General features: G+C 32.9%; 25 protein-coding genes. 7 read left to right on the forward strand and 18 right to left on the reverse strand.

Annotation, left to right across the window (positions count from 1 at the left end):
• Nucleotides 1-52 precede the first annotated feature (52 nt).
• Nucleotides 53-3,790, forward strand: coding sequence for a gliding motility-associated C-terminal domain-containing protein (locus B3L86_RS00590; RefSeq protein WP_291113823.1), 3,738 nt, complete (start codon nucleotides 53-55; stop codon nucleotides 3,788-3,790).
• A 1-nt stretch (nucleotide 3,791) separates the two neighbouring features.
• Here B3L86_RS00590 and B3L86_RS00595 read toward each other — a convergent pair whose 3' ends face one another.
• The 7 genes from B3L86_RS00595 to gcvP all read right to left on the reverse strand — a co-directional run bounded on the left by B3L86_RS00595 (nucleotide 3,792) and on the right by gcvP (nucleotide 11,381).
• The gene (locus B3L86_RS00595) at nucleotides 3,792-4,565 is read right to left on the reverse strand and encodes an ABC transporter ATP-binding protein (RefSeq protein WP_291113826.1); all 774 of its coding nucleotides are present in this window, start codon (nucleotides 4,563-4,565) and stop codon (nucleotides 3,792-3,794) included.
• Nucleotides 4,562-5,305, reverse strand: coding sequence for an MlaE family ABC transporter permease (locus B3L86_RS00600; RefSeq protein ID WP_291113829.1), 744 nt, complete (start codon nucleotides 5,303-5,305; stop codon nucleotides 4,562-4,564). Before B3L86_RS00600 ends, B3L86_RS00595 begins: the two co-directional genes overlap by 4 nt.
• A gap of 85 nt (nucleotides 5,306-5,390) precedes the next feature.
• A complete protein-coding gene (locus B3L86_RS00605; protein WP_291113832.1) occupies nucleotides 5,391-6,239 on the reverse strand; it encodes a glycosyltransferase family 2 protein in 849 nt (282 codons plus the stop codon).
• Nucleotides 6,240-6,286: 47 nt separating this feature from the next.
• Complete coding sequence (locus B3L86_RS00610) at nucleotides 6,287-6,808, reverse strand: methyltransferase domain-containing protein (RefSeq protein ID WP_291113835.1); 522 nt, start codon at nucleotides 6,806-6,808, stop codon at nucleotides 6,287-6,289.
• A 65-nt stretch (nucleotides 6,809-6,873) separates the two neighbouring features.
• Complete coding sequence (locus B3L86_RS00615; RefSeq protein ID WP_291113838.1) at nucleotides 6,874-7,932, reverse strand: 3-oxoacyl-ACP synthase III family protein; 1,059 nt, start codon at nucleotides 7,930-7,932, stop codon at nucleotides 6,874-6,876.
• Nucleotides 7,933-8,051: 119 nt separating this feature from the next.
• A complete protein-coding gene (locus tag B3L86_RS00620; RefSeq protein ID WP_291113841.1) occupies nucleotides 8,052-8,435 on the reverse strand; it encodes a group III truncated hemoglobin in 384 nt (127 codons plus the stop codon).
• Nucleotides 8,436-8,537: 102 nt separating this feature from the next.
• A complete protein-coding gene (gene gcvP, locus B3L86_RS00625) occupies nucleotides 8,538-11,381 on the reverse strand; it encodes an aminomethyl-transferring glycine dehydrogenase (RefSeq protein WP_291113844.1) in 2,844 nt (947 codons plus the stop codon).
• A 144-nt stretch (nucleotides 11,382-11,525) separates the two neighbouring features.
• Between gcvP and B3L86_RS00630 the strand changes: the two genes are divergently transcribed.
• The gene (locus B3L86_RS00630) at nucleotides 11,526-12,296 is read left to right on the forward strand and encodes a hypothetical protein (RefSeq protein WP_291113847.1); all 771 of its coding nucleotides are present in this window, start codon (nucleotides 11,526-11,528) and stop codon (nucleotides 12,294-12,296) included.
• Here the strand turns inward: B3L86_RS00630 and B3L86_RS00635 are convergent.
• The 6 genes from B3L86_RS00635 to B3L86_RS00660 all read right to left on the reverse strand — a co-directional run bounded on the left by B3L86_RS00635 (nucleotide 12,216) and on the right by B3L86_RS00660 (nucleotide 17,878).
• The gene (locus B3L86_RS00635) at nucleotides 12,216-12,794 is read right to left on the reverse strand and encodes an SRPBCC family protein (protein WP_349679470.1); all 579 of its coding nucleotides are present in this window, start codon (nucleotides 12,792-12,794) and stop codon (nucleotides 12,216-12,218) included. The two genes, B3L86_RS00630 and B3L86_RS00635, sit on opposite strands and share 81 nt — an antisense overlap.
• A gap of 65 nt (nucleotides 12,795-12,859) precedes the next feature.
• Nucleotides 12,860-13,246: a hypothetical protein gene (locus B3L86_RS00640; protein ID WP_188362714.1), complete on the reverse strand. Its 387-nt coding sequence runs from the start codon at nucleotides 13,244-13,246 to the stop codon at nucleotides 12,860-12,862.
• A 10-nt stretch (nucleotides 13,247-13,256) separates the two neighbouring features.
• Nucleotides 13,257-13,604, reverse strand: coding sequence for a hypothetical protein (locus B3L86_RS00645; RefSeq protein WP_291113852.1), 348 nt, complete (start codon nucleotides 13,602-13,604; stop codon nucleotides 13,257-13,259).
• A 398-nt stretch (nucleotides 13,605-14,002) separates the two neighbouring features.
• The gene (locus B3L86_RS00650; RefSeq protein WP_291095006.1) at nucleotides 14,003-14,506 is read right to left on the reverse strand and encodes a GbsR/MarR family transcriptional regulator; all 504 of its coding nucleotides are present in this window, start codon (nucleotides 14,504-14,506) and stop codon (nucleotides 14,003-14,005) included.
• Nucleotides 14,507-14,714: 208 nt separating this feature from the next.
• Nucleotides 14,715-15,776: a T9SS type A sorting domain-containing protein gene (locus B3L86_RS00655; RefSeq protein ID WP_291113855.1), complete on the reverse strand. Its 1,062-nt coding sequence runs from the start codon at nucleotides 15,774-15,776 to the stop codon at nucleotides 14,715-14,717.
• An 80-nt stretch (nucleotides 15,777-15,856) separates the two neighbouring features.
• Nucleotides 15,857-17,878 (reverse strand): M3 family metallopeptidase, encoded by a 2,022-nt coding sequence (locus B3L86_RS00660; RefSeq protein WP_291113858.1) that lies wholly within the window; start codon nucleotides 17,876-17,878, stop codon nucleotides 15,857-15,859.
• A 133-nt stretch (nucleotides 17,879-18,011) separates the two neighbouring features.
• Here B3L86_RS00660 and B3L86_RS00665 point away from each other — a divergent pair, with 133 nt between their 5' ends.
• Nucleotides 18,012-18,689: a hypothetical protein gene (locus tag B3L86_RS00665; protein ID WP_291113861.1), complete on the forward strand. Its 678-nt coding sequence runs from the start codon at nucleotides 18,012-18,014 to the stop codon at nucleotides 18,687-18,689.
• Between the two features lie 217 nt (nucleotides 18,690-18,906).
• Here the strand turns inward: B3L86_RS00665 and purE are convergent, their stop codons facing one another.
• The 4 genes from purE to B3L86_RS00685 form a co-directional block, all read right to left on the reverse strand.
• A complete protein-coding gene (purE, locus tag B3L86_RS00670) occupies nucleotides 18,907-19,392 on the reverse strand; it encodes a 5-(carboxyamino)imidazole ribonucleotide mutase (protein ID WP_188362705.1) in 486 nt (161 codons plus the stop codon).
• A 62-nt stretch (nucleotides 19,393-19,454) separates the two neighbouring features.
• Nucleotides 19,455-20,618 (reverse strand): 5-(carboxyamino)imidazole ribonucleotide synthase, encoded by a 1,164-nt coding sequence (locus tag B3L86_RS00675; protein ID WP_291113864.1) that lies wholly within the window; start codon nucleotides 20,616-20,618, stop codon nucleotides 19,455-19,457.
• Between the two features lie 71 nt (nucleotides 20,619-20,689).
• Nucleotides 20,690-21,106: a type II toxin-antitoxin system VapC family toxin gene (locus tag B3L86_RS00680; protein ID WP_291113867.1), complete on the reverse strand. Its 417-nt coding sequence runs from the start codon at nucleotides 21,104-21,106 to the stop codon at nucleotides 20,690-20,692.
• A complete protein-coding gene (locus B3L86_RS00685) occupies nucleotides 21,103-21,369 on the reverse strand; it encodes a DUF6364 family protein (RefSeq protein WP_291113870.1) in 267 nt (88 codons plus the stop codon). The genes B3L86_RS00680 and B3L86_RS00685 overlap by 4 nt, the downstream gene beginning before the upstream one ends.
• Before the next feature lie 336 nt (nucleotides 21,370-21,705).
• Here B3L86_RS00685 and B3L86_RS00690 point away from each other — a divergent pair, with 336 nt between their 5' ends.
• Nucleotides 21,706-23,478, forward strand: coding sequence for a hypothetical protein (locus B3L86_RS00690; RefSeq protein ID WP_291113872.1), 1,773 nt, complete (start codon nucleotides 21,706-21,708; stop codon nucleotides 23,476-23,478).
• A gap of 3 nt (nucleotides 23,479-23,481) precedes the next feature.
• Here the strand turns inward: B3L86_RS00690 and B3L86_RS00695 are convergent, their stop codons facing one another.
• Nucleotides 23,482-24,027 (reverse strand): hypothetical protein, encoded by a 546-nt coding sequence (locus B3L86_RS00695; RefSeq protein ID WP_291113875.1) that lies wholly within the window; start codon nucleotides 24,025-24,027, stop codon nucleotides 23,482-23,484.
• Between the two features lie 93 nt (nucleotides 24,028-24,120).
• On the opposite strand from B3L86_RS00695, the gene hpt reads away from it, so the two are divergent.
• From hpt to obgE, 3 genes are all read left to right on the forward strand, one after another.
• On the forward strand, nucleotides 24,121-24,651 hold the full coding sequence (hpt, locus tag B3L86_RS00700; protein ID WP_291113878.1) for a hypoxanthine phosphoribosyltransferase: 531 nt from the start codon (nucleotides 24,121-24,123) through the stop codon (nucleotides 24,649-24,651).
• A gap of 44 nt (nucleotides 24,652-24,695) precedes the next feature.
• Nucleotides 24,696-25,268: an adenylate kinase gene (locus B3L86_RS00705; protein ID WP_291113881.1), complete on the forward strand. Its 573-nt coding sequence runs from the start codon at nucleotides 24,696-24,698 to the stop codon at nucleotides 25,266-25,268.
• A 93-nt stretch (nucleotides 25,269-25,361) separates the two neighbouring features.
• Nucleotides 25,362-26,366, forward strand: coding sequence for a GTPase ObgE (gene obgE, locus B3L86_RS00710; RefSeq protein ID WP_291113885.1), 1,005 nt, complete (start codon nucleotides 25,362-25,364; stop codon nucleotides 26,364-26,366).
• Nucleotides 26,367-26,431: the final 65 nt, after the last annotated feature.

Below are 26,431 nucleotides of genomic sequence, written 5' to 3' on the forward strand. Positions count from 1 at the left end.
TAGTTATTTTTGAAGATATCTATTTTTAATGAGGTTTCAGCAATTATTTTTCGTGTTTCTTTTATTCTTGTCAAGTTTTGCCTTTGCACAAGTTGATAATTTCACATTGGAAGTAAATACAATTAATGAAACTTGCTTAGGAAATGGATCAATGAGTTTTAGTGTTTCAGGAATTACCCCTGGAGCAACTATGAGCTATGCCGTTTTTTTATTGCCAAATCTTACTACTCCAATTGCGGTTTTGCAAACTCCATCTTTAACAGGATTAAATGCGGGTAATTATGGCGTTGTTGCTACGCAAACGTTAGGTGCTGATTCTGGGACTCAACAAGTGGATGTAACTATTCAAAACTTAATTCAAACACTTACTTATACCTTACAATCAATTAAAGAAAATTGTGGGTTTGATGGTCAAATTACTGTAAATGTAACTAATGGAAATGCCCTCCTTTATGAAATATTTTCCGGGCCCATAATTATTGCTCCACAAGCTTTAAATGTTTTTACTAATTTAACCGCCGGACTTTATCAAATCAGAGTTTTTGATGTTTGTGGTGATGCTGTAGTTCAAACGTTTACATTGCAGGCCAATAATTTAGCAATCATAATTGATCCAGTAGGTTTTCCAAATACTATTTTACCAACTTGTAACACAATAACAGTGAGCAATTTTTATGGTGCGGCAACTAATAGTATAATTTCATATCCGGTCCAAGTAGAATACACAATATTTCCACCTGGAGGCGGAATTCCGATTATTATAAATGATGTAATTTTAAATGGTTCATCTACTGGCACAATTATAAACGATATCCCTTTCTACAACGGACAAACCTATACATTTACCATAAAGTTCACAGATAGTTGTGGTAATGTTTTTTTTAGAAATAATACAATTTCAAAGGCTTTAGAATTAGCAATCTCTTCAACTCAAGTTGGTTGCCTAGGAATGATTTTAGGATTGTCACCGTCTAATTATTTACCTCCATATACTATCAACTTTTTGCTAAGTCCAATAGGTTTTAATCCTTCCCAAGCAAACCTATCACATCCTGGGCCTTTTGATGAAGAGCTAATTTTATATGGAAGTGCTTCAAATCCATTGCCTGTTGGTTTGTATACAATCCAAGTTACAGATTCATGTGGTAGATCAGCCACCGTAACAACTGAAATAGTTTTAGAAATAGCCGAACCAAATATTACAAGTTGGGCTGGATGTCAGATAACATCAGAAAGTGGAATTCAAATTAGTGCAATTCCTCCAACTCAAATTGTCAGTGTTAATTTGATAATTGCACCTTCTGAATACCCTAATTCCTTACCTGAAAATTTATCGTCATTTATAACTAATGGTCTATTTATAATGAACTCTAATATTTTTCAAGGATTATATGTTTTTGAAGTTTTAGATAGCTGTGGAGAGGTTTATTTTTTGTCAAGTGACGTTCAACCAACTAATGTTTTTGATATACAATTTGCTCAAAGACCCGGTTGTGAGATTGGTTTTGGAGGAATTCGGTTGTCTTCAGAACAAGAAATAGTTGCTGTACAGCTAATTAATGCCCCTTCTGTATTTCAAGGTGCTTTACCTTTAAATTTAACTTCAAATGTAAATTCTAATGGAATATTTAATTATGGAACTGTGCCGGCAGGAGAATATACTTTTGTGTTTGATTATTTGTGTGATGATCTAATATATCAAGCAACAAAAGTAATTACAATTGAAGGATATGAAATTACTAACAATCAGATGTCGTTGTTTGAAAATTGTGGTTCCTTTAATTTGCAGATTCAACATGCTAGTAATGGAAATTTAGCTCAATCTTTTTGGTTGCAAAAACAAAATCCTCTCACGGGTCAATGGGGACATCCACTAACAGGAGTTGTTTACAATGCAGGAACTGTTCCGAATTCTAATAATTCTTATTTCTTAAATTTAAACTCTATAAATTTAAATATTGCAGCTGTAGGTAATTTTAGAATTTTAAAACGTTTTCAAACATTTAATTTAACTGGTGCAGTCCAAGATTGCGTTGCTGTCTTGCATGAATTTATTTTTACTGGCGGACCAAGAATTATTGAAGTCAATAGTTTCTTATGTTCAAATGGTAATTTAGATACATTTGTAATAGCAGAAGGAGTTCCGCCATTAACCTATTCAATTACAGAAAAAAATGGCCAACCTTTTATTGTAAACAATAACACTTCTAACCTGTTTTTGAATCTGCAACCAGCCATTTACAATTTTCAAATTCAGGATAGTTGCGGAAATATTGCTAATAGTTTGTTTGAAATTAGTCCGTTAGCACCTTTACAAATTTCAGTTTCAAATCTTTGTAATGGTCAAAACGGTTCTTTATCAGTGCAAAACTATCCGTTTTTTACTTATCAATGGTATAAAGCCACTGCTCCTCAGGTTATTTTAAGCACATCCAGTCAATTGCAATTTTCTCCTTTTGATTTGGCTACAAATTCAGGGCAATATTTTGTTAGTATCTCAGCTCAAAATCCAAATTCGTGTAGTAATCAAATTTTATCATTTACTATTGATCCGGATGCAGGAGTTCCAAATGCCGGGCAAAATGAAAGTTTGTCAATTTGTGAAAGTGTTGAAAATATAAATCTCTTTAGTTTGTTCACTTCCAATTATGATTCAAATGGTATATGGACTGATTTGTTAGATTCAGGAGCTTTAAGCGGTTCAAATGTGGACACATCTTTACTAACCCCCGGAACTTATCAATTTCAATATACCGTTTTTGGCTTTTGTGATCAATCGAGTCAATCTATAATTACAATTCAATTTAATGCTATTCCTTCTTTGCCTGTTATTACATCAACAACACCAATATGTGAAGGAGATCAAATTCAATTAACAACTCCAACTATTAACAACGCAACTTATCATTGGTTTGGTCCAAATGGATATGAATCTAACTTACAAAATCCAATAATTACTAATTCAACTTTATCAGATGAAGGAAATTATTTTTTGTATGTTACAGTAAATGGATGTGATTCTGATATTGCATCAACTTCAATTGAAGTTAATCCAAAACCACTTTTTTCAGTTTTAGGAGATAACTTATTGTGTAACAATCAAAGTTCATTTTTAACCATAAATCCATTAAATTTCTCTGTAAATGAATCAGTATTTAATTGGTATTTGAATGGTGTTTTTCTAATTTCAGAATCTGAAGGTGTATTGGAAATTAATCAACCGGGGATTTATATGGTTGAAGCAATTGTGGGAGATTGTGAAACTTCAGAATCAATTACAATTAACGAACGATTAATTGAGATTCCAATCGAAGTACAAGTGCTTTGTATTGATAATCGTAAAACAATCACACTAGTAAATGCAAATGAATTAGTTGATTATACTATTAATTGGACGGGGCCAAATAATTTTACTTCACAAGAAACCATTTTAGATATCACCGGATTAGCAATTGGAAATTATGAAGTTACAGTTACAGATTCGCTGGGGTGTAGTGATTCTTTAAGTGTTGAAATAACCAATACAAATTGCACCATTCCTAAAGGTGTTTCTCCAAACAATGATGGATTAAATGACACATTTGATCTCTCAAACTTTGATGTGTTAAAAGTAAAAATATTTAATCGTTACGGAATGGTAGTGTTTGAAATGAATAACTACGTAAATCAATGGCATGGTCAAGATTACAACGGAAACTTATTGCCAACGGCTACCTATTATTATTTGGTTTATTTTACAGACGGAAGCCACAAAACCGGATGGGTGTATTTAAACAGAGAAAATAATTAAATTATTCTTTATCGTGTTCTTTGTTTTGAGCTTTTCTGATTTTTTTGAATAAATTAGAAGAATAGACAAAATCAACAATAGCTTCATTATCCGTTTTAAAGATGTCTTTTTTTGTTCCTTCCCAAGCAAGAATTCCTTCTTTGAGAAAGATGATTTTTTCACCAATTTCCATAACAGAATTCATGTCGTGAGAATTAATTACAGTGGTGATATCATACTCTTCAGTAATTTCTTTAATCAAATTGTCAATAACAATAGCGGTTTTTGGATCTAAACCTGAGTTGGGTTCGTCACAAAATAAATATTTTGGATTGTTTACAATCGCTCTTGCAATGGCTACTCTTTTTTGCATTCCTCCAGAAATTTCAGAAGGTTTCTTTTTATGAGCATCAATTAGATTAACTCGTTTTAATACAAAATCAACACGTTCCTGAATTTCCTTTGGCGTTTGTTTGGTAAACATTTTCAGTGGAAAACCTACATTTTCTTCAACAGTCATACTGTCAAAAAGGGCACTGCCTTGAAAAACCATTCCAATTTCTGTACGTAACGCTCTTTTTTCATCGGCAGATAACTCAGAATAAATTCTTCCGTCAAAAGAAATTGTTCCTGAATCCGGAGCGTGAATTCCCAATAATGTTTTAAGTAAAACCGTTTTTCCCGAACCACTTTGTCCAATAATTAAATTGGTTTTTCCGGTTTCAAAAACGGTAGAAATACCTTTTAAAACTTTTGTATCGCCAAATGATTTCTCTATGTTTTTAATTTCTATCATTTGCTTAACAATAATTGGGTTAAAATATAATTGGCTAAAATGATTGAAACGGATGTCCAAACAAAAGAAACGGTACTTGCTTTTCCAACTTCTAATGCTCCACCTTTCATGAAATAACCGTGATAGGAGGGAATAGTTGCCAGAAGCAAAGCAAAAATCATGGTTTTTATAAAGGCATAAGCAATATGAAAGGGTATGAAATCCAACTGTAATCCTTGGATAAATTCGTCACTGCTTGTAAAACCTCCGTAAACACCTGCCATCCAGCCTCCTAAAATACCTAAAAACATGCTGATTCCTATGACGAATGGATATAATAATAAGGCAATTATTTTTGGGAAAACCAGATAGTTCAATGAGTTAACTCCCATAACTTCCAAAGCATCAATTTGTTCAGTAACTCGCATGGTTCCAATGCTTGATGTGATAAATGAACCAACCTTTCCGGCCATGATTATTGAAATAAAAGTAGGAGCAAATTCTAAAATAACTGATTGTCTCGTTGCAAAACCAATAAGATTTCTGGGGATAAGTGGATTGGTTAAGTTTAATGCAGTTTGAATGGAAACAACACCTCCAACGAAGAATGAAATAAATGCAACAATACCAAGCGAACCAATGATTAAATCGTCAACTTCTTTAAATATTAAGTTCTTCATCGCACTCCATTTGAGTGGTTTGTTGAAGACTTCTTTTAGCATCAGGAAATATTTTCCTATATGAGTAAGCATTTTTAGCATAAAGCAAAAATAGGAAAAAGTTTCGGTTTTGGGTTTTAGTTTTTTTTGTTTTATGAAACTAGTTAACTAAATAGAAGTGGTGTAATTAGAAAACTTTAGATTTCATTTTCTTCCAACGATATTTCCGAATAAATTTGGCTTGTTTTGGTGTTACTAAAAGTGGCTTTTTAGCAACTTTAGCTTTCCAAAACCCTTGAAGATAATCAAAAAACAAGAACGGTTTTTTCTTAAGTAGAGCTAATTTCAACGAAGCAATAGTAGTAATCCAAAATCCATAACCTAACGAATAAAAAGCTTCGCCTTGTTTAAATCGTGCGGCTTGATTATAACTGGCTCCGGTTGGTTTGAGGTGTTTTACTTTTAATGTTTCATCCGTTACCACTTTCCAATTATAAAATTTACATAGCAATTCATCAACAGTATCCCAACCCATGGCCGGTTTTAAACCGCCAATTTGTTCAAAACAGGTTTTTCGATAGGCTTTGAAAGCTCCTCTAATGTGTTCTTTATCAGTGAGATTTTCCAAAATCCATTCGTTATTTTTTTGGATGTAAGCATAACCGCCTACCATCCCAATTTGTTCATCCGATTGAAAATGGTTGCTGATTGTTTCAAAATAATTCGGAGGAAAAATTAAATCAGCATCAGCTTTAACAATAAAATCGTAATTGTCATCAACTGTTTCTAATCCTTTTTGAAATGCTTGAATGACTTTACTTCCGGGAAGATGAATAGCCTCAGAAGTTGCATTGACTAAAGAAATAAAGGAATATTTTTCTGTAAATGATTGTATAATTTCTTTCGTTTTATCTGTCGAACCATCATTAACCACCACCACTTTGGAAGGCAAAAAACTTTGTTCCACTAGCGACTGTAAAGTGAGGGAAATAAATTTTTCTTCGTTGTAGGTTGGGATGATTATATAATATTTCATTTTCTGAAAACTACAATTTTTGAAATTGAATTTTGAAATTGATATTGTTATTGTCGAACTGCATAAACCAAATAATACCTATCTGTAAAATACCTTAATATAGGACGGAAACCAATTTTGTTAGTAGGATGTGTAAATTTCACACTATCCACAATTTTAAATCCGGTTTTTTCTAAAAGCCAATCCAGTTGCCAATCTTCAAATTCATGGTAATGTCTGTCCCATTTTTCTGTTTTGCTTCGATAGGCAGAAGAAAACCAAAGTCGTAGCGGGATAGAAATGAATAATTTGTCGCTTTTTACGTTTTGTAAAACGGTATAAGGATTGAGTAAATGTTCGAAAATTTCGAAAGCGGTTACAACAGTATAGTGTTCTTTTTGGAGTGTTGATTGGTCATTGTCTAAATCTTCTCCACCAGTATTTTTGACCGAATAACCATTTTCAATCATAATTTTAGAAAATGGATTTTCAACACCTAAATCAAGAATGGTTTCTGATTTTGAAAGGTGTTTTTCAAGAAATTCAAGTGTAATTTTGAATCGTTTGTTAGGAAATGTTTTTCCGTACATGAAAAAGTAATTGATTCACAAATTTACTTCTTTCTTTCAACTTCTAACTTCCATCTTCCACTTTTTTAAACTTGATATACAATCGCATTAATATTCATTCCGGCTCCAACTGAGGCAAAAATAATTACATCGCCTTTGTTGAGTTGTTGGTTTTCAATTTGACCTTTCATTATTGAATCATATAAAGTAGGAACCGTTGCCACACTTGAATTTCCTAATTTGTGAATACTCATTGGCATAATACCTTCAGGCATTGTTTGCTTGTAATGGCGATAAAAACGTTGAATGATGGCTTCGTCCATTTTTTCATTGGCTTGATGTATGAGTATTTTCTTAACCTGAGAAATGTCAATTCCACTTGCATCTAAACACGAAGCCATTGCTTTTGGCACTTGGCTTAGAGCAAATTCGTAGATTTTACGTCCATGCATTTTGATGTAGCGAACATCCGGATGATGCTCGTCATTAAATGACTTTCCAAAAAATAAATAATAAGCTTCGTCATAAGTATATGTTGCCGATTCGTGTGCTAAAATTCCACCATCTTCATCAGTTGCTTCAATAATTGTTGCACCGGCACCATCAGAATAAATCATAGAATCTCTGTCATGCATATCTACAACGCGAGATAAGGTTTCGGCTCCAATAACCAAACATTTTTTTGCCATTCCTGCTCTAATGTAAGCCTGTGCTTGTATAACACCTTCAACCCAACCCGGGCAACCAAAGAGCATATCATAAGCCACACATTTTGGGTTTTTAATTCGTAAATTAAACTTAACTCTTGTGGCCAATGAAGGTAGTAAATCGGCTTGAATGGCTCCTTTTTTTACATCACCAAAATTGTGAGCAAAGATAATATAATCGAGTGTTTCAGGATCAATCTTAGCATCTTCAATAGCTTTTTGTGCTGCAATAGTGGCAATGTCAGACGTGTTTAAATCGTCAGTAACATACCTTCTTTCTTCAATTCCGGTGATGTCTCTGAATTTTTCTGCAATGATTTCATTAGGTTGCGGAAAAGGAGTTCCGTCATCATTTAAAAAAACATGTTTAGCAAAATCAACATTAGTCACTATTTCAGTTGGAATGTAACTTCCGGAACCGGTTATTTTTATATTCATAATAAGGGTCAATTATAGTACTAAATTATTAATTTAAATCTTTATAAATTAAGAATTACTTAACAAAATTATTTTAATTACGAAATATTCAAAAAACAAGCATAAAATTTATCTTACTCTCAATTATTGGTTTTATTTTGAGCAATTTTAATCTGCATTACCGTTGCAATACTCAAGGCTTGGGTTTTAATTTGTTCTGCTTTTTGTCCTTTAAAGTTTTCATCAACAGCATTGTTAAAATGATTCAACCAAATTTTAAATAATTCGGGCGACAAATATTCTTTTTCATTCACATCCAAATGAATTTGAGTCAAGTTTTTGGAATAACCACCGGTTCCTAAAACGCCTTGTGACCAAAATGTGACTAATATTGGTAAATGCTCCTCTAGTTTTATTTTTACCACATCTGTAAAAATGTAACTAATAGAATCATCAGCGAGTAGTTTTTTATAAAATTCATCTACTAACAAATATAAATCTTCTTGGGTTTGGATGTCGGGCATTTTTTTGGTAATAGGTAATTGGTCTTTGGTAAAAGTAAAAAAGTTTAAAGAAGTAATCAAACAACTTTAAACTTTTAAACTTTAAACTATTTTAAACAAAGTTTACATATATGCTTCAATTGGAGCACAACTACATACTAAATTTCTATCGCCGTATGCTTCATCTACACGACGAACAGTGGGCCAGAATTTATTTTCTGCAATATAATCCAATGGAAAAGCGGCTTGCTCTCTGGTATAAGGGAAAATCCAATTATCAGATGTAATCATCGCTAATGTATGTGGGGCATTTTTCAATACATTGTTTGCATCTTCTTTTGAAGCCAATTCAATTTCTTTACGAATGGCTATCATTGCGTTACAAAAACGATCTAATTCCGCTAAGTCTTCCGATTCGGTTGGTTCAACCATTAACGTTCCAGCAACAGGGAAAGAAACCGTTGGTGCATGAAATCCATAATCCATTAAACGTTTTGCAATATCGGTAACTTTGATGCCTTTTTCTTCAAATCCTCTACAATCTAAAATCATTTCATGAGCTGCTCTTCCCATTTCTCCGGAATATAAAATTGGATAATGTTGTTCTAAATGAGCTTTCATATAGTTGGCGTTCAAAATGGCATATTGTGTTGCATTTTTCAAACCTTCAGCACCCAACATGGTGATGTAGCCATAAGAAATCAAACACACCAAAGCCGAACCATAAGGAGCCGCTGAAATAGCAGTAATCGCTTGATTTCCTCCAGTTGGAATAATTGGATTAGTTGGTAAAAACGGAACTAATTTTTCGTTGACACAAATTGGGCCAACACCCGGTCCGCCACCACCGTGAGGGATGGCAAACGTTTTATGTAAATTCAAGTGGCAAACATCTGCACCAATAGTTGCAGGATTGGTTAAACCTACTTGTGCATTCATGTTAGCACCATCCATATAAACTAAACCACCATTGTCATGAATGATTTTTGTGATTTCGCAAATGGCACTTTCAAAAACACCATGGGTTGATGGATAAGTTACCATCAAACACGATAAATTAGCAGCATGTTGAATGGCTTTTGCTCTTAAATCTTCCACATCGATATTGCCGTTTTCCATGGTTTTGGTTACGATAATTTCCATGCCTGCCATTGCTGCCGAAGCCGGATTGGTTCCGTGAGCAGAAGCTGGAATTAAACACACATTTCTGTGGTCGTCGCCTCTTGAAATGTGGTAAGCACGAATGGTCATTAAACCGGCATATTCGCCTTGTGCACCCGAATTTGGTTGTAACGTAGTTCCTTGAAATCCGGTAACCACATTCAACTGATGCTCTAATTTTTTCAACATGATTTGATAACCTTCTGCTTGTTCAATTGGAGCAAAAGGGTGAATGCTGTTCCAATTTGCCATGGATAATGGCAACATTTCAGCAGCAGCATTTAATTTCATCGTACAAGAACCTAACGAAATCATTGAGTGATTTAACGATAAATCTTTGCGTTCTAATTTTTTGATATAACGCATCAACTGTGATTCCGAATGATGGTTGTTGAAAACTTCGTGTTGTAAGAAAGTTGATTTTCTTTGTAAGTTTTCCGGAACCATCGACTCATTGGCTAATTGACTAATTGCCACATTATCCTTTCCAACCGCTTCCGCAAAAATCGAAATAATTTGATTGATGTCTTTAATCGAAGTAGTTTCGTTTAAAGAGATAGAAATCGTTTCGGCGTCTACATAAAAGAAATTTACTTCGTGTTTTTCAGCAACCGCTTTCACTTTAGTAGCATCTGCTTTCACTGAAATCGTATCAAAGAAAGCAGTGTTAGTTTGATAAACACCTAATTTATTCAAAGCTTCCGCTAAAGTGACAGCAGAAGCGTGTACTTTATCGGCGATATATTGTAGTCCTTTTGGTCCGTGATAAACAGCATACATTCCTGCCATAACAGCTAATAAAACTTGAGCCGTACAAATGTTTGAAGTCGCTTTTTCACGTTTGATATGTTGTTCACGAGTTTGCAACGCCATACGTAAAGCACGATTTCCGTTGGTGTCAATAGTCACCCCGATAATTCTTCCCGGCATGGAACGTTTGTATTCTTCTTTAGTGGCAAAAAATGCAGCATGAGGACCGCCGTAACCCATCGGGATTCCGAAACGTTGTGTGGTTCCAACTACTACATCGGCACCCATTTCTCCCGGAGAAGTCAATTTTACTAACGATAAAATATCGGCAGCAACGGCTACTTTTATTCCTGATGCTTTTGCTTTTGCAATAAATCCTGCATAATCATGAACTTGACCAAATTTTCCCGGATATTGTAGAATAGCTCCAAAAAAATCTGATGAAAAATCAAAATTTTCATGATTTCCAATTACTAATTCAACGCCAATTGGCGTAGAACGAGTTTGAAGAACCGATAAGGTTTGTGGTAAAATTTCTTCAGAAACGAAGAATTTGTTCACGTTGTTTTTCTTTTGATCACGCGAACGAACGTCAAACAAAAGAGCCATCGCTTCTGCAGCTGCAGTTCCTTCATCTAACAAGGAAGCATTTGCAATTTCCATTCCTGACAATTCGATAACTGTGGTTTGAAAATTCAGAATAGCTTCTAAACGACCTTGAGCAATTTCTGCTTGATAAGGCGTATAGGCTGTATACCATCCCGGGTTTTCAAAAATATTTCGTTGAATAACCGAAGGAATAATGGTAGGATGATAGCCTAAACCAATGTAGGTTTTGAATACTTTATTTTTTTTACCTAATTCCTGAATGTGATTTAGATATTCATATTCAGTCATAGCCGGTTCTAAATCCAAGTCTTTTTTTAAGCGAATGTCGTCCGGAATAGTTTCGTAGATAAGTTGTTCAAAACTTTCAACGCCAACGGTTTTGAACATATGATTTAAGTCGCTATCACGTGGACCTAAATGGCGTAAAGCAAATGCATCTGTTTTCATGTATTTTCTTAAGGTAAAAGGTGTGTTGTTTTAAGGCACAAAAGTAATTATTAGTATTGTAATTTTTCGTTAAACAAGGACTAATATTTTTAGAATTTTTCAACCAAAAAGGGGTTTTATTAACAGAAGTGGTATTTTTGTTGCGTGAGAATTTTAAAAGCAATTGTTTATTTTTACATTCAGGCTTCACTTCATGTTGCTTTAGCAATCTATTCATTGGTTCGTGTCACCGAGTTATCATTGCAATTGACACCAAAATTTTCTATTGCAAATGTTGTTTTTTTCGGGACTATCGTTGGCTATAATTTTCTGAAATACTTTGAATCGTTTCAACAAGGGAATTTTGATATAAATAAAAACCGCTATTTAGTTGGGTTGACTTTTCTTTCTTTAATTGCTTCTATTTTCTATTTTTTACAATTGAATAATGCTACTCAGATTTACTTCTTAAAAATAGGATTGATAGTTGCAATTTATCCATTTTTACGAAAATTTGGTTTTTGGAAATTGTTTTTAGTAAGTTTTTGTGTTACTGCAATTACAGCTTATGTTCCTGTAATCTTTCATGTTTTAATTTCTAATGATATTAAAATTGTTATCATGCAACGTTTTTTGATTGTCATCAGTTTGATGATTCCGTTTGAAATTTTAGACAGTCAAACGGATGATAATTTAATGAAAACGCTACCTCAACGTTTTGGAATTTTTAAAACTAAAGTGTTTGGAATTATTCTTTTATTTCCGTTTATTTTATTGGAGTTTTGCAAAGAAAAAATTGAAATATCAACTTTTGCAGTTGCCATTATAACTGCAATTTTTATCGGATGTACTACTTTAAAAAGAGATAAGTATTACACCTCTTTTTGGGTGGAAAGTGTGCCAATTTTGTGGTGTTTGGTGTTGGTTTACACCTGACAGGTTTTTGAAACCTGTCAGGTGTAATGGGATGGTTATACTTAATTGTGGATTTTCAGCTATGTTTTTTAAAATTTTATTTCGATGAATTATAAAATTCGTTAAATACTTTTTCAAAATAATTTTATCAAATAGAAAATCAAAAATCCCATAAGGTGTTTTATATTCCAGCCGATCAATCATTATCGTATGTTCATTTTCTGTTTGAAAAAAATGTTCGTGTTTGAATGATTTAAAGTGACCTTCTTCCATTTCATCTACAAAATAAGTTGGAAAATTGAATTGTGTAATTCTGCTTTTATGCAACAGATTTACGCCAAAATGCTTACCACTCCAAGTAACGGTTTCGTTCAATTCAATCAAACCGGAAGTTTTTCCATCAATCGCTTTTTCATTTGAATTTGCAGCAGAAAGTTGATGAATATCGATGTTTCTGGCTATATCAAAAACAGTTTCGATTGGAGCTTTTATTTTGGTGGTAATAATGATTGTGGTCATGTTTTTCTTTTGATTTTTGTTGATTTTAAACCTGACAGGTTTCAAAACCTGTCAGGTTTAATAGTCTATCCTCTAAAAACAATTCGTTCTTCAACTTGTGGCTGACTCGCTTTTCTTTTTCCTCTAAAAAATAAATACAAATTAATGAAAAGCATAATTCCCAAATAAATAGAAAAACCACCAATTTTGCTGCTCAATTCTTCAATCATAACTTGATATGAATTGTTGTATAAACTCATTTCCATAATTTTCAAAGCAAATCCGATGTTGAGTAAATAAAAACCAGTTTCAAATAGTTTGTTTGTGGCTTTGGCAATTTCTTCGCGACCTTTAAATATGTCGGTCATATAAATCAAACTGTTTTTAAACAACGTTTTTGAGACATAAATAGTTAAGGCAATCGTTACAGGAAGATAGATTCCGTAGGCGAGAAGTGTTTTTGTAGTTTCCATAATTTAAATATTAATTGATTAATTTTTTAATGTAGTTTGTAATCATAAAAATGTTGAGGTAATGGAGAATTCCAATGATAAAAAGGATGATTGATGTTTTATAAGCGATAATTCCAATCAATTGATTTACTGTTTCAATTTTCTCCCAACTCAAAATCGTAATCGCACAATAACCGAGATTCAGTAAATAATAACCTAACAATAAATTTTTATTCACTTTTTTGCATAAGTCTTCGTGATTGGGAACCAATTGTGAAACAAATACATTTCCATTTCTATACAAAATTTGACCTACCACAAAAATGATGATTGCGGTTATGGTTAGGTAAATGAAGTAGGAGAGGATGTTGAGGTTCATATTCTTTGTCTTTTATAAATTAATATTGAAAGGTAGATGGCTAATAACAAAGGGATTGGAAAAAGAATGGCAGATAAAATATCTGAATAGTATATATTCATGTTGAAGTACCAAAGCGAAAAGAACAAAACAACAATTAGAATGTAACCTATAAAATACAATTTTTTTGGGTTTTTTATTAGAAGTATTAAACCTAAAATTACTTGTATAAATCCCGTTATCATTGTTGAATATAAAGCATATGCAATATAGTTACCAGCTGAATCATTTATTAATAATCCAATTATTAAAAGTAGAATAGGTAAACCAATTGCAATCGTATTTATAACTTTTAGAGCTTTCATCTTATCTATTATTTTAAACTTTCAGAAAAAAATGAAAGTTATTATTAAAAAAAATTATTTCATTATTTTCACAACCAATTTAGCCAACCAATTGTCTTTGTATTCAGTTATTTTATCTAAAACATTATCTGCTTTCAAGACAAAATCATACAATTTAGAAGTTTGATCTACAAAATGTTTTTCAGCAGCGGTTCCATCTGATTCGATGGCTGAAACTTCTTTCAAGACTTTCAAAGCAGGCTTAATTTCACGTTTGCTGCGTTCTCTCGAAATTTTTACGGCCAATTCGTCTAAATCTTTTTCGGCAGTAAAAAACTCTTTGCGTTCGCCGGCTTTGTATTCTTTGTACACAATGCCCCAATCCATTAACGCTCGTAAATTCATCGAAGCATTTCCGCGAGAAATTTGCAATTCATCCATAATGTCTTCCATCGAAATCGGTTCGTGCGAAACCATCAACAACGCATGAATCTGTGCCATGGTTTTGTTAATTCCCCATTGCGAACCTAAAGCTCCCCAGGTTTGAACGAATTTATTTTTTGCTTCTTTGAATTCCATGAAACAAAGATATATAAAAGTTTTTAAACTTTCAAAAAAAAATGAAAGTTTGTTTGTACAATTTTTATAACTAAAGATTTTAAAGAAACATGCAAGATCTTTTTTGACCTTATAGGTTTTATTTGTTTAATTTTTTTGGGTTTTCTTTCAATCCTTAACGTGAGGAAGTTAAGGGATGGAGAAGTTTTGAAAGAAATTTATACTTTCATTATTGAATTACAATTTTTTTCACAAACTCTTTATCTTTATTTGTAAGACGAAGTAGGTATATTCCGGATGCTACTCCTTGTAAACGTAAATCGATTTCCTCAGAGTTAATTATTTCTTTATGGATAACTTTTCCTAATTCATTAAAAATTACCATTTGACCACCTTGAAGCGAAACATCTTGAACTTGTATAGTGAAATTGCCGCTTGATGGGTTTGGATAAATGATAGAATTTTCAAGTAATGGGTTAGATACTTCTAGCGAAGGCATAGTAATCCGATTTACCTGACCACCTTCCAAATTGGAAACATATAAATAGTTGTTATCAAAAATAACTTCTCCCGGACTAAAAAGTTGCGTGTAGATGAATTGCGTATTTGTGTTATTCAGTAAATCATGCTTGTAAACATAATCATCAGTAAAATTTACACTGTAAATAATTTGTTCACTTTCCCCGATGCATATTCCTTTTAAATTGAGAGAGCTTGAAAATACAATAGATTGTGCCATGGTGTCTAAGTTGTATTTTTTCAACTGATTCGTGGCCGTGACATACAAATGATTGTTTACAATCACCATACCACTTCCGCCAATATTGTGACCGGTATTGGAAATTATCACCTCCGGAGTTGGGTTGGCGGTGTTTAAATCATAACGATAAATGTTTTCTGTATCATTGATATACAAGTAATTATTGTCTTTTGTCAAGCCATAGGGGTTTGAAAAAAGATGCACTATTTCAATAGCAGGATTAGTAACATTGAGATTTAGTTTTACAACTCTTCTCAAATCACTTGGAATAGCTCTTTGTGCAATAAATAAATAATCACCCACTACACAAAAATCTTGAAGAGCAGGTAATCCCGTTTTAAATAACTCAGGCGTTGGGTTGGGATTATTTAATGGAAATCTATAGATATCGCCGGAAGAACAACCAACATAAAGAGTTCCATTGTGAACAGCTATGGCATTCGTGTTGTTACATTGTTGAAAAATGGTAGAAATCTGAGCGGAGCTTCCGAAACCAAAAAAAAGGATAAATAAAAGTAGTATTTTTTTCATAATCCATTGATTTAAAATAACTTCTATAAAAATAATGAATTTTTTGGAATCTTCATAAAGAAAAAAACAGTATTGTTTTCTTATCCTAATAACCCCGCCCTCTTCAACAAAGCCTCCACTTTCGGTTCCTGACCTCTAAATTTTTTATACAATTCCATCGGCAATTCTGTTCCACCTTTTGAAAGTACGTTGTCTTTAAATTTTGTCGCCACTTCGTGATTAAAAATTCCTTTTTCCTGAAAATAAGCAAACGCATCGGCATCCAAAACCTCCGCCCATTTATAACTGTAATAACCCGATGAATAGCCACCTTGAAAAATATGCGAAAAAGACGTACTCATACAATTTTCTTCCACATCCGGATATAATGAAGTTCCTTCAAAGGCTGCTTTTTCAAATGCTTTTACATCTTCAATAGTTTGCACTTTGGCGTGAAACGCCATATCCAACAAACCAAAACTCAACTGACGCATCGTTGCCATTCCTTCCAAGAAACTCGCACTTTCCTTGATTTTTTCCACATACTGTTGCGGAATCACTTCGCCGGTTAAGTAATGTTTTGCAAACAAAGCCAACGCTTCAGGTTCGTAGCACCAGTTTTCCATCACTTGACTTGGCAATTCCACAAAATCCCAATAGACTGATGTTCCTGACAAACTCGGATAGGTTGTGTTCGCCAACATACCGTGCAAGGCGTGACCGAATTCGTGAAACATTGTCGTCACTTCGTTGAAGGTTAGTAGTGAAGGCTTCGTTTCTGATGGTGGCGTAAAATTGCAAACAATTGAAACGTGCGGTCGTTCGTTCACACCATTTCTACTATATTGTGGTTTGAAAGAAGTCATCCAAGCACCATTTCGTTTCCCTTTTCTAGGAAAAAAATCAGCGTAAAAAACCGCAACTAATTCTCCTTCAAAATCCAACACTTCAAAAGTTTGGACATCGTTGTGGTATTTATCAATATCAAAAACTTCTTTAAATTTAATTCCGAATAATTTTTCGGCAATGGTAAAAGCTCCGTTCAACACATTTTCCAATTTGAAATACGGTTTCAACAATTCATCATCCAAACTAAATAATTTCTGTTTCAATTTTTCTGAATAAAAAGCTCCGTCCCATTTTTCCAATTCATCAATTCCATCTAGTTCTTTCGCGAAAGCGGTCAATTCAGTAAATTCTTTTTGGGCAGCAGGTTTTGCTTTTTCCAACAAATCATTCAAAAATGATTTTACTTTCTCCGGATTTTGAGCCATTCGTTCTTCCAAAACAAAATGCGAATGCGATTCATAACCCAATAAATTTGCTCTTTTATGACGCAATTCTACAATGCGTTTGACATTCTCTTTATTGTCAAATTCATTGTTTTGAAAGGCTTTTTTTCCGGCCGCAATGGCAATTTCTTTTCGCAATTCACGATTTTCAACATACGTCACAAACGGCAAATAACTCGGGAAATCCAACGTAAAAACCCAACCATCCAATCCTTTCGATTTGGCTAAACTTGCCGCCATTTCTTTCGTTCCATCAGGCAAACCTTTTAAATCGGCTTCGTTGGTAATGTGCAATTGATAATTGTTGGTTTCGGCTAAAACATTTTCGCCATACGTCAATTTTAATTTGGCTAATTCAGTGTCAATTTCACGTAATTTCAATTTATCTTCTTCCGAAAGTAATGCTCCATTTCGAGAAAAACCTTTGAATTTTTTATCTAATAAAGTCGCTTGTTCGGTCGTTAAAGTCAATTTGTCTTTTAGATCATAAACCGCTTTCACACGTTTAAATAATTCTTCATTCAGTGAAATATCATTGCTAAAAGCAGTCAATAAAGGCGAAACTTCTTGAGCAATTTTCTGCATTTCATCACACGTTTCAGCCGAATTCAAATTAAAGAAAATCGATGACAATCTATCCAAAGCTTCACCTGAAAAATCCAATGCTTCAATCGTATTTTCAAAAGTTGGAGCTTCAGAATTGTTGATGATTTCGTCAACTTCTGCCTTTGCTTTTGCAATCGTTTCTTCAAAAGCAGGTTTGTAATTGTCTAATTTTATTTGTGAAAAAGGAGCAGTGTTGTGTTTGGTTTGAAATACTTCGGTTAACATAAATTCAATATTTTATTTTTTCAAAAGTACGGATTTCGATACGTTTTATCAATCGATGAATTAGTGTTTATTTTAGAATAATTAGCTTTCCTCATTAAATTTCATTACCTTATCAATTAATTGAATTTTAAAAATGAAATACAACGTCACGATTAATAGCATTTTGAATGTAAATGAAATTCCGGAATACTGGAAGGAGCAAGATTATTTAAAATTATTAGAACTATTTAATTTTCCAGACCCTGAAACGATTGCAAAAGAAAACCTTTTGGACTATTTAAAAATGGCCATAACTGATGAAGAACCAAATAAAGCAGCAGCCATTTTATTGACTTATAAATTAAGCGAGAAATTAAACGAAGGTCAGATTCAGCAAATTTCAAACGATATGCTTTTGGATAAAGTTTGCGAAGAATATCCCGAAATTGATTTGCACGAACCATTGTTTCACATCAATCAATTATTGTATTTAGCTTACAACGGAAAATTTCCGAATGCAGTCGCTACGATTTTAAAATGTGAGATTATTGCCAATGAAGCCAACGATAAAAGCGAATTAGGTAACGAACAAATCCTGAAAATTCTTGCTCAAGGTTTAGGAGAAAGTGCGTTGTTGAAACGTTTATTTCCTGAACAACTTGAGGGAAGCAAACCTTTTCCGGAAGCAAATGATATTGTGTGGGAATTGGAATCGTTGGGTTCAAATCAATACAAACTGATTACTTCAGAATATTGGCTTTCTAAATCTGATTTTGTACAAGGAGAATATCAAGCGGATATTGTTTTTGAAGAAGGAATCACCGAGGCATAAACTTTAACAAAAAAACGGAATAATACTGATTTCGCAACGGACAAGTACTCACTTGTCCGTTGTATTTTTAAGTAAAAATTAGATTATTTCTTTTTGATAAGGGTACCACAACTATGGAGTATCTACGAAGTATCTATGGAGTATCCATATATTTACTACGCTATATATATGCTATAATTACGCTATAACTATGAATTATCAAGGATTGCTATGAGGTTTATTTATTCAATCCTTCCGAAGCTTTCAAAACCGCTTCTTTCAAACCTTCTTTGTAGAAAACAATTTTATCCAACACACATTTATCGTGACTTCCGATAATTTGTGCCGCTAAAATTCCGGCATTTTTGGCTCCGTTCAATGCTACTGTTGCTACAGGAACACCGCCCGGCATTTGCAAAATCGACAAAACTGAATCCCAACCATCAATTGAATTACTTGATTTCACAGGGACTCCGATGACTGGCAACGGCGACATAGAAGCGACCATTCCCGGTAAATGTGCCGCACCACCGGCTCCGGCAATAATGACCGAAATCCCACGCGTGTGAGCATTTTTACTAAAATCAAACAATTTTTCCGGTGTTCGGTGTGCCGAAACGATATCGACTTCGGTTTCTATATCAAATCCTTTTAAGATGTCGATGGCTTCCTGCATGACCGGCATGTCGGAGATACTTCCCATGATGATGGCTACTTTGCTCATTATTTTTTGTTTCAAGTTTAATGTTTCAAGTTAATTAGTTTTATGCTGCGAACTGCGACTGATTACTGCGACTGACCACTGATTACTCTAATACTATTCTTCACTTCCTCCGCAACTCTTCTCGCTGCCACCATGTCTTCATTTACAATGGTTACATGTCCCATTTTTCGGAAAGGTCGAGTTTCTCTTTTACCGTAAATATGAGGTGTTACACCATCTATCGACATAATTTTTTCGATGTTTTCATAAATTACTTGACCAGAGAAACCTTCTTCACCCACCAAATTTACCATAATTCCGGCGACTTTGCTAGCTGTATTTCCCAAAGGTAAGTCTAAAATTGCTCGCAAATGATTTTCAAATTGCGAAGTATAACTGGCTTCAATACTGTAATGTCCTGAATTATGTGGTCGTGGAGCAACTTCGTTGACTAAAATTTCATCGTTTTCGGTTTGAAACATTTCTACCGCCAATAAACCAATATGATTGAATGATTCGGAAACTTTCAAAGCAATTTCTTGAGCTTTTTGAGCCACCTTTTCGTCAATTCGAGCCGGGCAAATCACATATTCCACCTGATTAGCTTCCGGGTGAAATTCCATTTCCACCACAGGATAAGTTTTTACTTCTCCGGAAACGGAACGAGCCACAATGACAGCTAACTCATTTTTAAACGGAACCATATCTTCGGCGATACACTCTACATCAGGAAGTTTGACCAAATCTAACGCAGAACGACAAATTTTCACACCTGTTCCATCATAACCAAATTGAGCACATTTCCATACGAAAGGAAATTCTATTTCATCATTTTTGATGGATTCCAGTAATGATTTTAAACTCACAAATCGTTTGAAATTTGAAGTTGGAATGTCATTATCAGCATAATGATCCTTTTGTCTTCCTTTATTTTGAATTTGATGTAATGTTTTTGGAGAAGGATAAATTGGCAAACCTTCTTCTTCTAATTTAAGAAGTGCTTCCAAATTTACATTTTCGATTTCAATCGTTAATAAATCAACCATTTTCCCGAAACGATAAACGGTTTCAAAATGCATCAGACTTCCTTCAAAAAATTGATTGCAACCAAATTGTGCGGGAGCTTCAGGGCTTGGATCTAAAACTAACGTTTGTATATCAAATTTTCGGGTTTCAGCCAAAAGCATTTTGCCTAACTGACCTCCTCCCAAAATTCCTAATTTAAAATCGGATGAAAAATAATTCATTTTGTTGTTGTAGTTATGGTAGTTGTTTGTTATTTTGAATTTGACATTGACATTGCAATTGTCATTGAACATTATTCAGTCGTGCTCAAAAAATCATCAGGTGTTAAAACAGTTATTTCTGCAAATTTATAATCTTTTAAATCTCTAGTGACAATACAATCCATATTATTTATGGATTGTGCGGAAACAATTTGAATGGCATCTTCAAAATCTTTGTGGTTGGATTTTAGGCTTTTTTTGATGATATTTATATCTACAGGAATAATAACGATATGTTCCGTTAAATGTTCAATTGCAGTTCTTGTTTTTTCCTCAGAAATAGATTTTTTTAAAATATAATGTAAAGTTGTAATTGTATTTGATGAAGTGTAAAGACGAATACTTCTTTTTATTCCTAAATTATAAATTTTCAGAGAATTATCAACAAAAGGAAATCGATTAGCATATACGTCAACTAATATATTAATGTCGATAAATACGTTTTTCATATTCCATATTTTTCTTTATAATATTCTTCTTTGGCTTTTTTAATGTCAAAATCAGGTGGTAGTTGAATTATTCCAACTAATTTTTTTAGCTGAGGATCAATTTCATCATCTTCAGTTGTATCATTTTTTTTATCTGATTTTTCAACCAAATTTTTAAAATAATTCTCCACCATTTCAGATAAGCTTCTGCCGGTTCCTTTGGCATAAATTTTGGCTTTCTCAATGATCTCTTTGTCTAGTGATAATGTGAGCTTGGTATTCATACGTGTAGTTTTTGCAAATGTACGTAAAATTATTTTTCAGTCTTGTTAATTTTTTTCAAAATATTCCTCGCCGCCGCTTTATATCCCGCACAATGATCTGAATAATCTTGGCTTAAAAATAGGATAAATAACTTTAGTAGATTTTTTTAAGTAGTATGTTGTGAGAGTTTAGTATTTATAAAATAAAAAAAGCAACTAATTAAAGTTGCTTTATTTCCTAGGAACCTAGACATAAACATTAATTCTTTCAAATTAAGAGGGAAACATCTGAAGTTCCTTTTAGTATTGTTGAATAATAATTATCTTTGATAAAACTATATGCAAATATAATAAATTATGATAAAAGTAGTACCAAAGATTTTGTTAAATAAAATTGAGATGTTTTTTGTGGAGAAATCTATGGAGCTTTTACATAGAGAAACTATAGATACTAATAGGCTAAGAATAAACAATCCTTTAACCGTAATTAAAGAACTTGTTCAAGTTTGTGGAGATTTAAAAGATAATAAGTTGAAAAATAATGACTATGCTAAAAGTCTATTTGGAGAGGCTTTTATGATTTTGTCAAAAGAGCATTACTTATCTTCGCCAACCATTAATATAAATTATTTTGTTGATTTGATTAATCCTAAAAATTTTGAAAAAACAGAGTTTTCAAAAATAATATACTCAGGAAATTTAATTATAAAAGATAATGAAAATTATATTGATGTGCTTTTTGAGCAAAATTTTGTCACAATCAATGAAAACAGAGAAAATGAAAATGTTAACTTTGAAGTATTGTTAAGATTTAGTAAAAAAATAGAGTTTTTGTATACCGAATTAATATCAATTGGTTACTCAAAGTTTTATTTATCAAGATTTATATCAGCAATATTTGCAGGTTTAGATAATATTTCATTTGATGAAAGATTTGAAATAATTAAATCTTTAAAAGATAGAGAAGATGAAGAATTTGAAGTAGTGTTTGGTTTAGATACAACTAAATCTGATAATATAAAAATAAGACAATTATCAGATAAAGCAATGATTCTCGATAAAAGTAAGATATTTAATTTGTCAGTTAAAACTGATGGATTAATTGATGATTTTATAGAAAAAAATCAACAGCATTTATTATTTTCCTTGAAGGTAAAAACAAAAGATTATTATCAAGCTCTGAATAAAGCTAGAAGTAAAGTTTTAATTATGCTTGATGTTATATATTTAGGACACAGCAATAGAACTATTTATTTAACAAAGGAATGTTTTATAATTGGTTCTAAAAGACCTGATAAATCCAGTACATTTCAAACTTCATATCAGATTGATGGTTATTATAAAGATAACAGAAAATTATACAATGAATATCTTGGGAGGTTTTCCACTTTACAGACTTTAAATATTAATAAAGAAACAATTAATAAAATAAATTCTGGAATACGATATTTGAGAATGGGTGGAGAATCTGACGAAATAATAAATAAATTTTTGAATTATTGGATTGGTTTAGAATATGTTTTTTCAACTTTTGAAGCCGACGCTTACACTGTTGGAAGGCTAAAAGATTACTTTAAAAGATGTCATTCATTAATTTATTTGAAAAGAAACATTAAGGAATTTCATCGAGATATAAGAAAATTAAATCAACAACATATAGTACCACTATATAATGAAAATTTAGAGTATTTAAAAAGTGAAGAAAGTTATAATTTGTTAATTAATCAAAGTACATCTCCACTAATTGTATTCAGAGCCCAATATTATAGATATTTATTGATTGATGGAAAAAAAATGAAAGATACTTTAGAAAAACATCAAAAAAATTTAGAATGGAATTTGACGAGAATTTATAGAGTCAGGAATGAAATTGTTCATAATGCTGCTTTAAAAGAAGATTTGACAGTATTGACATCGCATTTAAGATATTATCTTACATTCATTTTAAATGGGTTAATGGAGTTTTTTATAAATCATCCTGTAGATGTTGATAAGGATAAATTTTTTTCAATTGAAGATTATTTTTTATTTCAAGATCTTAAATTGTCTAGTTTATCTAGTTATAATAAAAATGAAATTAATTTTATTGATTTAATAGATATCAATAATCCATTAGAAATAATTATATAAAACTTATTTCAATCGTTTCAAAATATTCCTCGCTGCCGCCTTATAACCCGCAGAATGATTCGAATAATCCTGACTTAAAATTGGTTTTAATTCCTCATAAATCCAATCATATTTTTTTCCTAAAACAAATAATGCTTTCATTGCGTATGCTTTTGAAGCTACTTTTTCGTCTTGAATTAATCGGTCAATCAACGCTTCAATCAGAATGTGTTCTTGCTCTTTGGTCAAATTAATTCCGTTTTTTCGATGATTGCTTTTAGTCAAAAACATTGCAATTCGAGTGGCAGGTCTCAACGAAGAATCATTTTTAATTTTATGTAACACTTCGCAAAATTCATCGATATAAGGAACGAGTAATTTAAGCTTTTTTTCACCTACCAAATCCAAACTCCAAAAGGCTTTTACATGTAATTCATGTGAAATGTCAAAAGCAATCGATATCAATTCTTTCAAATTTTCTTCACTTTTCATGGCAAAATTACTTACCATAACTCTACTTTTTACGTGTGCGGTGCTTCCTTCTATTTTTTGATATAGCATTGAATTCATGGGGTAAATATACCAATTTTACAAAAAAGTCGGAATTCTTACTTCGTAATACTCAAGACTTCCTTAAATTTGCACTTTATTAAAAATCAGAACATGATACACCTTCACGATAAAACATTTGTGCCATTCATTTCTTCGGAAGAATTGAATTTTGCAATTTCCAATTTAGCCAAACAAATGGACGATGATTTTTTTGATGAAATTCCTGTTTTTATAGGAGTTTTAAACGGAGCATTCATGGTTTTGTCCGATTTAATGAAAGAATATCGTGGGATGTGTGAAGTGAGTTTTGTGAAATTATCTTCCTACGAAGGCACTCAAACCACCAATGAAGTAAAACAACTCATCGGTTTAAACCAAAATTTAGAAGGGAGAACCGTTGTTATAGTTGAAGATATCATCGATACCGGAAATACCATCGAAGAATTGAAAGCAATTTTTAAAGAGAAAAATGTAAAGCACCTTAAAATTGCCACTTTGTTTTTAAAACCGGATGCCTACAAAAAAGACATTAAAATTGATTATGTCGGAATCCGAATTCCAAACAAATTCATCGTAGGCTATGGTCTTGATTATGATGGTTTGGGTAGAAATTTACCCGATGTTTATCAACTTGCAGAATAAATCCTAAAATCTAAGAATCTAACAATCCAACAATTCATATTAAAATGATTAACATCGTTCTTTTCGGAAAACCGGGTGCAGGAAAAGGCACACAAGCTGAATTTTTAAAAGAAAAATACAATTTAACGCATTTATCAACCGGCGATATTTTCCGATTCAATATAAAAAATGACACCGAATTAGGAAAATTAGCCAAAACTTTTATAGATAAAGGTGATTTAGTGCCTGATGAAGTAACCATACAAATGTTGCAAAGTGAAGTAGATAATAATCCTGATTCTGCCGGATTTTTATTTGATGGTTTCCCAAGAACAATTGCACAAGCCGAAGCTTTAGATGCATTTTTAACGTCTAAAAATCAGAAAATTACAGCAACGGTAGCCTTAGAAGCTGATGATGAGGTTTTAGTAAAACGCTTGTTAGAAAGAGGGAAAACTTCTGGAAGAGCTGACGATCAAGACGAAGATAAAATTAGAAATAGATACCAAGAATACAACGAAAAAACCGCTCCGTTAATGGCATATTATAAAGCCCAAGGAAAGTTTTATGCCGTAAACGGAATTGGTTCAATCCCAGAAGTAAACGATCGATTGAATCACGTGTTTGATTCATTATAGCAGCTAATCCGGCTTTCCTCTACAATCCGGGCTAAAAAGACAACTGACAACCGATAACGGATAACGGTCAATCGACAACAGAAAACAGAAAAAATGACAGAAGGAAATTTTGTAGACTACGTAAAAATATATGTTTCATCCGGAAAGGGAGGGAAGGGATCTTCGCATCTTCATCGTGAAAAATTCATTGAAAAAGGTGGTCCCGATGGTGGTGATGGTGGTCGAGGTGGTCACGTTTATTTAAAAGGAAACAAAAGTCTTTGGACATTATTTCATTTGAAATTCATTAAACACATTCGTGCCGGCCATGGTGGTGATGGTGGAAGTTCAAGAAGTACAGGTCATGATGGTGAAGATAAATTTGTGGAAGTTCCGTTGGGAACCGTTGTTCGTGATCAGGAAACAGGAGAAATTCTGTTTGAAATCACCGAACACGATGAAGTAAAAATCATTGCAAAAGGTGGAAAAGGCGGACTCGGAAACTGGCATTTCCGATCGTCAACCAATCAAACACCACGTTATGCTCAACCCGGAATGCCGGTGGAAGAAGTGGATGTGACTTTAGAATTGAAAGTTTTAGCCGATGTTGGTTTGGTAGGTTTTCCAAATGCCGGAAAATCAACGTTACTTTCGGTGATGACATCAGCCAAACCTAAAATTGCCGATTATCCGTTTACGACATTAAAACCTAATTTAGGGATTGTGTCCTACAGAGATTTTCAATCGTTTGTAATGGCTGATATTCCCGGAATCATCGAAGGAGCTGCCGAAGGAAAAGGACTTGGTCATTACTTTTTACGCCACATTGAACGAAATTCAATTTTACTGTTTTTAGTGCCTGCCGATGCGGCAGATATCAAAAAAGAATACGAAATTTTGTTGGATGAACTTCGCCGATACAATCCTGAAATGTTGGATAAAGACCGAATTTTAGTGATTTCCAAATGCGATATGTTGGATGATGAACTAAGAGGTGAACTCGAAAAACAAATGAAAAAAGAGTTCAAAGGCGTTAAATACCATTTTATATCTTCAGTTGCACAACAAGGTTTGCAAGAATTGAAGGATATGTTATGGAAAATGTTGAATGAAGAATAATTTTAAATTATATATTTCTTACAAAAGCATCCCTAATCGGATGCTTTTTTTATGGAATTCTAAAA

The organism is Flavobacterium sp. UBA6135 (assembly GCF_002428305.1).
Taxonomy (GTDB): Bacteria; Bacteroidota; Bacteroidia; order Flavobacteriales; family Flavobacteriaceae; genus Flavobacterium.

Excerpts from the sequence above, each read along its gene's own strand:
- B3L86_RS00595 (WP_291113826.1), bottom strand. The coding sequence starts at position 4,565 with ATGATAGAAATTAAAAACATAGAGAAATCATTTGGCGATACAAAAGTT.
- B3L86_RS00600 (WP_291113829.1), bottom strand. The coding sequence starts at position 5,305 with ATGCTAAAAATGCTTACTCATATAGGAAAATATTTCCTGATGCTAAAA.
- B3L86_RS00605 (WP_291113832.1), bottom strand. The coding sequence starts at position 6,239 with ATGAAATATTATATAATCATCCCAACCTACAACGAAGAAAAATTTATT.
- B3L86_RS00610 (WP_291113835.1), bottom strand. The coding sequence starts at position 6,808 with ATGTACGGAAAAACATTTCCTAACAAACGATTCAAAATTACACTTGAA.
- B3L86_RS00615 (WP_291113838.1), bottom strand. The coding sequence starts at position 7,932 with ATGAATATAAAAATAACCGGTTCCGGAAGTTACATTCCAACTGAAATA.
- B3L86_RS00620 (WP_291113841.1), bottom strand. The coding sequence starts at position 8,435 with ATGCCCGACATCCAAACCCAAGAAGATTTATATTTGTTAGTAGATGAA.
- gcvP (WP_291113844.1), bottom strand. The coding sequence starts at position 11,381 with ATGAAAACAGATGCATTTGCTTTACGCCATTTAGGTCCACGTGATAGC.
- B3L86_RS00635 (WP_349679470.1), bottom strand. The coding sequence starts at position 12,794 with ATGACCACAATCATTATTACCACCAAAATAAAAGCTCCAATCGAAACT.
- B3L86_RS00640 (WP_188362714.1), bottom strand. The coding sequence starts at position 13,246 with ATGGAAACTACAAAAACACTTCTCGCCTACGGAATCTATCTTCCTGTA.
- B3L86_RS00645 (WP_291113852.1), bottom strand. The coding sequence starts at position 13,604 with ATGAACCTCAACATCCTCTCCTACTTCATTTACCTAACCATAACCGCA.
- B3L86_RS00650 (WP_291095006.1), bottom strand. The coding sequence starts at position 14,506 with ATGGAATTCAAAGAAGCAAAAAATAAATTCGTTCAAACCTGGGGAGCT.
- B3L86_RS00655 (WP_291113855.1), bottom strand. The coding sequence starts at position 15,776 with ATGAAAAAAATACTACTTTTATTTATCCTTTTTTTTGGTTTCGGAAGC.
- B3L86_RS00660 (WP_291113858.1), bottom strand. The coding sequence starts at position 17,878 with ATGTTAACCGAAGTATTTCAAACCAAACACAACACTGCTCCTTTTTCA.
- B3L86_RS00665 (WP_291113861.1), top strand. The coding sequence starts at position 18,012 with ATGAAATACAACGTCACGATTAATAGCATTTTGAATGTAAATGAAATT.
- purE (WP_188362705.1), bottom strand. The coding sequence starts at position 19,392 with ATGAGCAAAGTAGCCATCATCATGGGAAGTATCTCCGACATGCCGGTC.
- B3L86_RS00675 (WP_291113864.1), bottom strand. The coding sequence starts at position 20,618 with ATGAATTATTTTTCATCCGATTTTAAATTAGGAATTTTGGGAGGAGGT.
- B3L86_RS00680 (WP_291113867.1), bottom strand. The coding sequence starts at position 21,106 with ATGAAAAACGTATTTATCGACATTAATATATTAGTTGACGTATATGCT.
- B3L86_RS00685 (WP_291113870.1), bottom strand. The coding sequence starts at position 21,369 with ATGAATACCAAGCTCACATTATCACTAGACAAAGAGATCATTGAGAAA.
- B3L86_RS00690 (WP_291113872.1), top strand. The coding sequence starts at position 21,706 with ATGATAAAAGTAGTACCAAAGATTTTGTTAAATAAAATTGAGATGTTT.
- B3L86_RS00695 (WP_291113875.1), bottom strand. The coding sequence starts at position 24,027 with ATGAATTCAATGCTATATCAAAAAATAGAAGGAAGCACCGCACACGTA.
- hpt (WP_291113878.1), top strand. The coding sequence starts at position 24,121 with ATGATACACCTTCACGATAAAACATTTGTGCCATTCATTTCTTCGGAA.
- B3L86_RS00705 (WP_291113881.1), top strand. The coding sequence starts at position 24,696 with ATGATTAACATCGTTCTTTTCGGAAAACCGGGTGCAGGAAAAGGCACA.
- obgE (WP_291113885.1), top strand. The coding sequence starts at position 25,362 with ATGACAGAAGGAAATTTTGTAGACTACGTAAAAATATATGTTTCATCC.